This window comes from Streptomyces torulosus (assembly GCF_001419765.1).
In the GTDB taxonomy this organism is placed as follows: Bacteria; Actinomycetota; Actinomycetes; order Streptomycetales; family Streptomycetaceae; genus Streptomyces; species Streptomyces torulosus.
Genome location: NZ_LIRK01000479.1, coordinates 1 through 7,379, shown reverse-complemented (window position 1 = coordinate 7,379; position 7,379 = coordinate 1). Strand labels below are relative to the sequence as shown.

The 7,379-nt window shown below is 72.4% G+C and carries 6 protein-coding genes; 2 read left to right on the top strand and 4 right to left on the bottom strand.

The genetic code is table 11. The features are described 5' to 3' along the window. Window positions 1-211 precede the first annotated feature (211 nt). On the top strand, window positions 212-1,144 hold the full coding sequence (locus AOK23_RS30220) for an oxidoreductase (RefSeq protein WP_055715765.1): 933 nt from the start codon (window positions 212-214) through the stop codon (window positions 1,142-1,144). A 99-nt stretch (window positions 1,145-1,243) separates the two neighbouring features. Here the strand turns inward: AOK23_RS30220 and nirD are convergent, their stop codons facing one another. Genes nirD through AOK23_RS30205 form a run of 3 tightly spaced genes read right to left on the bottom strand, consistent with a single transcriptional unit; the run spans window position 1,244 to window position 5,420 of the window. Further along, on the bottom strand, window positions 1,244-1,594 hold the full coding sequence (gene nirD / locus AOK23_RS30215) for a nitrite reductase small subunit NirD (protein ID WP_055715764.1): 351 nt from the start codon (window positions 1,592-1,594) through the stop codon (window positions 1,244-1,246). After that, entirely contained in the window at window positions 1,591-4,206 is a 2,616-nt protein-coding gene (gene nirB / locus AOK23_RS30210) for a nitrite reductase large subunit NirB (RefSeq protein WP_055715763.1), read from the bottom strand. The genes nirD and nirB overlap by 4 nt, the downstream gene beginning before the upstream one ends. Next, the gene (locus AOK23_RS30205; RefSeq protein WP_055715762.1) at window positions 4,206-5,420 is read right to left on the bottom strand and encodes an NAD(P)/FAD-dependent oxidoreductase; all 1,215 of its coding nucleotides are present in this window, start codon (window positions 5,418-5,420) and stop codon (window positions 4,206-4,208) included. Before AOK23_RS30205 ends, nirB begins: the two co-directional genes overlap by 1 nt. A 289-nt stretch (window positions 5,421-5,709) precedes the next feature. Between AOK23_RS30205 and AOK23_RS30200 the strand changes: the two genes are divergently transcribed. Then, window positions 5,710-6,495: a sulfite exporter TauE/SafE family protein gene (locus AOK23_RS30200; protein WP_055715761.1), complete on the top strand. Its 786-nt coding sequence runs from the start codon at window positions 5,710-5,712 to the stop codon at window positions 6,493-6,495. Between the two features lie 63 nt (window positions 6,496-6,558). On the opposite strand, the gene AOK23_RS30195 is transcribed toward AOK23_RS30200, so the two are convergent. Beyond that, on the bottom strand, window positions 6,559-7,197 hold the full coding sequence (locus tag AOK23_RS30195) for a class F sortase (protein WP_055715760.1): 639 nt from the start codon (window positions 7,195-7,197) through the stop codon (window positions 6,559-6,561). Window positions 7,198-7,379 lie beyond the last annotated feature (182 nt).

Below are 7,379 nucleotides of genomic sequence, written 5' to 3'. Positions count from 1 at the left end.
GCAGTTCCCCGCGCCCCTGGGAAGCCGGCGCTGCGCCCCGCTTCCCCGCGGCCCGCAGGGCACCGGCGGTTCCCGCGCCCCTTGGGAGGCGGCGCTGCGCCCCGCCTCCCCGCGGTCCGGAAGCCGGCCCGCGGAGTGTCTCACCCGCAGACAACCGTCCCGCCTGCTCCTACGCTGGCGGTGTCAAAGGCGCTTTCGAAAGGGTGGCGGTATGGCGGGGTGGAACGTGGGCGACATTCCGGACCAGCGCGGTCGTGCCGCCGTCGTGACCGGTGCCAACAGCGGCATCGGGTACGTCACCGCCCGTGAACTCGCCCGGCGCGGCGCCCAGGTCGTGCTCGCCTGCCGCAGTGAGGCGCGGGGCCTCGCCGCCCTGGAGCGGATGAGGGGCGAGGTGCCCGGCGGACACGTCGAGTTGCTGCGGCTGGACCTCGGGGACCTCGCCTCCGTGCGGGAGTTCGCCGCCGCGTACGAGGAGGCGTACGAGCGGCTCGATCTGCTGATCAACAACGCGGGCGTGATGGCCGTGGCGGAGGGCCGTACCGCCGACGGGTTCGAGACGCAGTTCGGCACCAACCACCTCGGGCACTTCGCGCTCACGGGCCTGCTGGCACCCCTGCTGCTCGCCACCGCCGGCGCGCGGGTCGTGACCCTCTCCAGCGGGATGCACCTGCGCGCCAACATCGACCTCGACGACCTGGACACCGCGCGCAGGTACGGGCGCTGGCTGGCGTACGGCCGTTCCAAGACGGCCAATCTGCTGTTCACGCACGAGCTGGCCCGGCGGCTCGCGGCGGCCGGTTCCGACGTCGTCGCCGCGGCCGCCCACCCCGGGTACGCGGCGACGAACCTCCAGACCGCCGGGGCCAAGGCGGAGGGCCGCAAGGCGACCGAGCGGTTCATGCGGGTCGGCAACCGCTTCTTCGCCCAGTCCGCCGACGCGGGCGCCCTGCCCACGCTGTACGCGGCCACCGCGCCCGGCGTCGCCCCCGACTCCTTCATCGGCCCCCGGTTCCTGATGTGGCGCGGCGCGCCCGCCAGGTCGCCGCGCGCCCCCTGGACCCTCGACGACCGGGCCGGCGAACTCCTCTGGGAGCGCTCGGAGCGGCTGACCGGCGTGACGTTCGACCAGCTGAAGTCCTGAGCCGGGCCTGCGGCGCCCCGTACCCGCCGGCGGTGAACACGGCGGCGCCGGAACGGTGCATGACCGTTCCGGCGCCGGAGGGATCCGTGACGGGCGGGGTTACGACGCCCGCACCTCGTACGTCCTGATGCGTACCGCCTCGTCGTCGAGGCACTGCCCGCTCTCCAGGTCGAAGCGCTGCTTCAGCAGGGGGGAGGCGACGAACGGCCGGCCCTGGTGCGAGCCGGTGAGGCCGCGGGAGAGGACCGCCGCGCCGCCGAACGGGTCGCGGTTGTCGATGGCGTACAGGGTGCCCGCGCGGTCGCGGAACAGGGCCACCTGCTCGCCGTCGGGCAGCAGGGCCGCCACACCGCGGCCCGGCAGCAGGGCGCTCAGGTCGCAGACTGTGAGCCAGCCGTCGGTGAGGCGCAGTTGGACCTTCAGGTCGGTCGTCTCGGGTGCCAGGGTCATCGCTGGGCGGTTCCTTCCAGGACGTCTTCGGCGGGGCGCAGGCCGATGGACAGGAGCGGCAGGTCGGGCTTGATCTGGTCGCGCTCGGGCACGAAGCCCACGACCGGGTCGGGGGTGTCCGGCGCGTTCACGAAGGACACGAAACGGGCCAGCTTCTCGGGGTCGTTGATGGTGTCGGCCCACTCGTCGCGGTAGTGGGAGACGTGCGCCGCCATCAGCGACTCCAGCTCCTCGCAGATACCGAGGGAGTCCTCCACCACCACGTCCCGCACATGGTCCAGTCCGCCGGGGATCCGCTCCAGCCAGGTCGACGTGCGCTCCAGGCGGTCCGCCGTGCGGATGTAGAACATCAGGAAGCGGTCGATCAGCCGGATCAGCTCGGCGTCGGAGAGGTCCTGCGCCAGCAGGTCCGCGTGGCGCGGGGTGGCGCCGCCGTTGCCGCCGACGTACAGGTTCCAGCCGTTGGTGGTGGCGATGACGCCGAAGTCCTTCGACTGGGCCTCGGCGCACTCGCGGGCGCACCCGGAGACCGCCGACTTGAGCTTGTGCGGGGAACGCAGGCCCCGGTAGCGCAGCTCCAGGTCGATCGCCATGCGGACGGAGTCCTGGACGCCGTAGCGGCACCAGGTCTGCCCGACGCACGACTTCACCGTGCGCAGGGACTTGCCGTACGCGTGGCCCGACTCGAAGCCGGCGTCCACCAACCGGGTCCAGATCAGCGGGAGTTGCTCGACGCGGGCGCCGAACATGTCGATCCGCTGACCGCCGGTGATCTTGGTGTAGAGGCCGAAGTCGCGGGCGATCTCCCCGATGACGATCAGGCCCTCGGGGGTGATCTCACCGCCGGGGATACGGGGGACGACCGAGTACGAGCCGTTCTTCTGGAGGTTGGCGAGGAAGTGGTCGTTGGTGTCCTGGAGGGCCGCCTGCTCGCCGTCCAGCACGTAGACGTCGGCGCCGATCGTCGGGGCGAGGGAGGCGATGATCGAGCCGACGGCCGGCTTGCAGATCTCGCAGCCGTCGCCGCCCCGGGCCTCCTCGCGGCCGTAGCGGTCCAACAGGTCCTGGTACGTGTTGATGCGCAGCGCCAGGACGATCTCGTACAGCTCCTCGCGGGTCTGCGAGAAGCAGGCGCACAGGCCCTTGTCGACGACGACACCGCCGGCCTCCAGCTCGGCGTTGACCAGCTGGCCGAGGACCTTCACACAGGAGCCGCAGGTCGTACCGGCCTTGGTGCACTTCTTCACCTCGGGCACGGTGGTGCACTTGTGCTCGGTGACCGCCTCGCGGATCGTGCCCTTGCGGACGTTGTTGCAGGAGCAGATGATCGCGTCGTCCGGCAGTGCGGTCGGGCCGAGCTGGGCGGACTCCCCGGCACCCGCGGGCAGCACCAGCGATTCGGGGGAGACCGGCGGGACCGACCCGGTGAACGCCTTCAGCGTGCCGTAAGCCTCCGCGTCGCCGACCAGGATGCCGCCGAGGAGCGTGCCGTCCCGGCCGATGACCAGCTTCTTGTACAGGCCCGAGCGGGAGTCGGAGTAGACGACGTCCAGGCAGTCCTCGGCGGTGCCGTGCGCGTCACCGAAGGACGCCACGTCCACGCCGAGGAGCTTCAGCTTGGTGGACAGGTCGGCACCCGTGAACGACAACTGCTCCGCCTCGTCGGCGGCGATGGTCGCGGCGGCCGTCTCGGCCTGCTCGTAACCGGGGGCCACCAGCCCGTACACCCGGCCGTCGGCGGCCAGCGCGCACTCGCCGATCGCGAAGACGTTCGGGTCGGAGACGGTACGGCACTGCTCGTCGACGGTGATGCCGCCGCGCTCGCCGACCGTCAGACCGCAGTCGCGGGCGAGCTGGTCGCGGGGGCGGACACCGGCCGAGAACACCACCATGTCGGTGGCGAGTTCGGAGCCGTCGGACAGCTTCATCCCGGTGACCGCGCCGTCCTCGCCGACGACGATCTCCTGCGTGCCCACCCCGGTGTGCACGGACAGGCCCATCTCCTCGATGGTCCGCAGCAGCGCCGCGCCACCGCCCTCGTCGACCTGCACCGGCATCAGCCGCGGCGCGAACTCCACGATGTGCGACTCGATCCCGAGGCCCTTGAGCGCACCCGCGGCCTCCAGGCCGAGCAGACCGCCGCCGACCACGGCACCCACCCGCGCCCGGCTCCCCGCGTACTCCTCGATCGCGAGGAGGTCCTCGATGGTGCGGTAGACGAAGCAGCCCTCGGCGTCCTTGTTCGGGACGGGCGGCACGAACGGGTACGAGCCGGTGGCGAGGACGAGGACGTCGTACTCGAAGACCTGCCCGGACCGCGCGGTGACCTTGCGGGCCTCGCGGTCCACGGTCTCGGCGGGGTCGCCGACGTACAGCTCGATGCCGTGGCTCTCGATGAACGCCATGTCCGTCATCGACAGGTCCTCGGGCGTCTTGCCCGAGAAGTACGAGGTCAGTGCCACACGGTCATAGGCGGGGCGCGGCTCCTCGCACAGCACGACCACGCGGTGCGTGGCGGTCAGGCCGCGCTCGGCGAGCGCTTCGAGGAAGCGCTGGCCGACCATGCCATGGCCGACGAGCACGATCGTGGGGTTCGCCCCAGTGGCGGTCATCAGGAGCCTCCATCGTTGGTGAGCAGGTGGAGCAGAGGGCCGTTGTCGGGGAGCGGCTCTGCTCCCTCCCAGGCGCGGGCGAGCGCGCCGACGGTGCCGAGTTCGCCGACGAGCACCCCGCCGACCAGGCGGTCGTCGCGGACGACGACCTTGCGGTAGGTGCCGCGGGTGGCGTCCGCGAGCTGGATGACGTCGTCACCGGGCCGGGGGTCGGGCTCGCCGAACGCGGCGAGATCGAGGAAGTCCTGCCCGGCGAGCGTCAGCCGGGTCAGGGCGCGGGTGCCGGTGTAGCGGGAGCCCGTGTCCCCCGCCAGCAACGCGGCCAGGACGTCGGCCTGTTCGAGCGCGGGGGTGGCGAGCCCGTAGACCGTGCCCTCGAACTGGGCGCAGTCGCCGATCGCGTGGATGTGCGGGTCGGAGGTGCGCAGCTCCTCGTCGACGATGACGCCCTTGTGCACCGCGAGTCCCGCGTCCTGCGCGAGACCCGCACGGGGGTGGACTCCGCAGGCGATGACGACGAGGTCCGCGTCGAGCGCGTACCCGTCGGCCAGCGACACCGACCGCACGCTCCCGCCGACGCTGCGCACCGCGCGCACCCGGGTCTCGGTGTGCACCTCGACACCCAGTTCGGCGAGGTGCCGGCGCACCAGCTTCGACGCCGACGGGTCGAGCTGGCGCTCCATCAGCCGCTCGCCCTGCTGGGCGAGGACGACCTGGGCGCCGCGCTGGGCGAGGGCCCGCGACGCGGAGACGCCGAGCAGCCCGCCGCCGATGACGACGGCCCGTACGCCCGGCCGCACCGCCTTCGACAGCCCCAGGCAGTCGTCCATGGTCCGGAAGGCGTGCACACCCTCGGGGAACTCGTGCCGCTCGGGGTCCCACAGGCCGCGCAGCGGCGGCAGCACGGGGTTCGAACCGGTCGCGAGGACGAGGGAGTCGTAGGCGATCTCCGTACCGTCCGCGAGATGTACGGCTCGCATCTCGCGGTCGATACGGACGACCCGGCCCCGGGTCAGCCGAGGGGGCGCGGGCAGCGCGATGACCTCGGGCGCGTACCGCCCGGCCAGGACGTCGGCGAGCAGCACCCGGTTGTACGGTGTGTGCTCCTCCTCGCCCACCAGGGTGGCGGGCACACCGAGCTCTCCCAGCCGCCGGGCGAGACGTACGCCCGCGAGGCCGGAGCCGATCACCACCACACGCTCATTCGAGGTCATGTCCTTGAGCGTGCGGTGCCGGTGTTACCCGACCGCATCACCTCTGTTTCCCGCGAGGAACGCTGCCCTCCTCACGGCCCGCACCGGAGTGTGAGGGGTTTCCGGAGGGCCGGGGTGGGGTGTGAGAACAACGCCCGGACCACCCCTGACCAGGAGAGACGGCCGCGACGCAGGCGTATACGGGAGGACGGCGCCCGATCGCCCCCGCCGCAGGACGGGCCGACGGGGAACCTCAGAAAACCCTCAGGTCGATGGACGGCGCACCTATGTCGCCCCGTAGGGTCCGATCATGCCCGACATATCGCTGACCATGGTCGTCGTCCTGTGCCTCGCGGCCCTCGCGGCCGGCTGGATCGACGCCGTGGTGGGCGGCGGCGGGCTGCTGCTCCTGCCCGCCCTGCTCCTCGGCCTGCCGAACGGCGCCTCCGCCGCCCAGTACGCCCTCGGCACCAACAAGGCGGTCGCGATCGTCGGCACCACCGGCGCGGCGGTCACCTACGCCCGCCGCACCTCGGTCGACGTACGGATCGCCGTCCGCATCGGCCTCGCCGCGCTCGCCGGCTCGACGGCCGGCGCGTTCGTCGCCGCCGGCATGAGCACGGAGATCCTCAAACCGGTCGTCATGGTCGTCCTCCTGGGCGTCGGCGCGTTCGTGATCCTGCGCCCCTCCTTCGGCACGGCCCCCGCCACCGGACCGGTCTCGCCCCGCCGCGTCCTCGCCGCGATCGGCCTCGCGGGCGTCGGCATCGGCTTCTACGACGGTCTCGTCGGCCCCGGCACCGGCACGTTCCTCGTCCTCACCCTCACCGCGGTCCTCCACCTCGACCTCGTCACCGCCTCCGCCACCGCGAAGATCGTCAACTGCTGCACCAACGCCGGCGCCCTCGCCACGTTCGCCTGGAAGGGCACGGTGTACTGGCAGCTGGCCGCGCTGATGGCCGTGTTCAACCTCGTCGGGGGCACGGTCGGCGCGCACACGGCACTGAAGAAGGGCAGCGGCTTCGTCCGGGTCGTGCTGCTGACGGTGGTGTTCACGCTGGTGGCGAAGATGGCGTACGAACAGTGGCTGGCATGAGGACGAGGGCGGGGACTGGGACGGGGCGGAGGATCGCGGTGAGGGTGAGGGCGAGGGCTCCCCTCAGCGGAGACGGCTGCCGGTGAGGTGGGCGAAGACGACGACGTTCCCCTCGTAGCCGGTCGAGCGGGAGTACGGGCCGCCGCAGGTGATGACCCGCAACTCCGGTCGCGCGGCCGCCCCGTACACCTTCTCGTCGGGGAAGTCCCGCGCGGCGTACGCCTCGACCGCGTCCACCGTGAACACGGCGGTGCCGCCGTTCCGCCGGTCCACCTCGATCGTGGCGCCCCGCCGCACCGCGCCGAGGTCGTAGAAGACGGCGGGCCCGTCCGTGTTGTCGACGTGCCCGGCGACGATCGCGGTGCCCCGCTCGCCCGGGCTGGTGCCGGCCGCGTACCAGCCGGCGAGGTTCTCCTTCTCGGCGGGCGGCACGTCGAGGCTGCCGGCGGGGGTGAGGCCGAGCCCGGTCAGCGGGGCGTCCACACGGATCGAGGGAATCCGGATCCGCTCCGGCGGCGAGGGAGCCAGTGCGGCCACGACCGGCTCCTCGGGCCCCGGACGACTCTGCCCCCGACCAAGCCCTTGCGCGGCCGAGGGCTGCGGGGGCGCGTGGGAGGCGGTACCGCTGCGCACCAGCCAGGCACCGCAACAGAGGGCGGCCACGGTGACACCGGTCAGGACGACGTCGACGAACCGCCGCACGGGATCTCCTCCAGGCATCGCACGGGGTCTCCTCCAGGCTTGGCGGCGGGTCGCTGCGTCCGGACTGGTCGTGGGGGGAGAGGACAGGCCAGCGTCCCTTGCCCGTCTCGTTCCCCCCTCTCGTCCGTCTTGTTCCTCCCCTCCGGGCCGAAGGGGCGTAAGGCCCGGAGGGGAGGAACAAG

Bases quoted from the DNA above. Each gene is read 5' to 3' on its own strand.
- AOK23_RS30200 (WP_055715761.1), top strand. From the start codon at position 5,710: ATGCCCGACATATCGCTGACCATGGTCGTCGTCCTGTGCCTCGCGGCC.
- nirB (WP_055715763.1), bottom strand. From the start codon at position 4,206: ATGACCGCCACTGGGGCGAACCCCACGATCGTGCTCGTCGGCCATGGC.
- AOK23_RS30220 (WP_055715765.1), top strand. From the start codon at position 212: ATGGCGGGGTGGAACGTGGGCGACATTCCGGACCAGCGCGGTCGTGCC.
- nirD (WP_055715764.1), bottom strand. From the start codon at position 1,594: ATGACCCTGGCACCCGAGACGACCGACCTGAAGGTCCAACTGCGCCTC.
- AOK23_RS30205 (WP_055715762.1), bottom strand. From the start codon at position 5,420: ATGACCTCGAATGAGCGTGTGGTGGTGATCGGCTCCGGCCTCGCGGGC.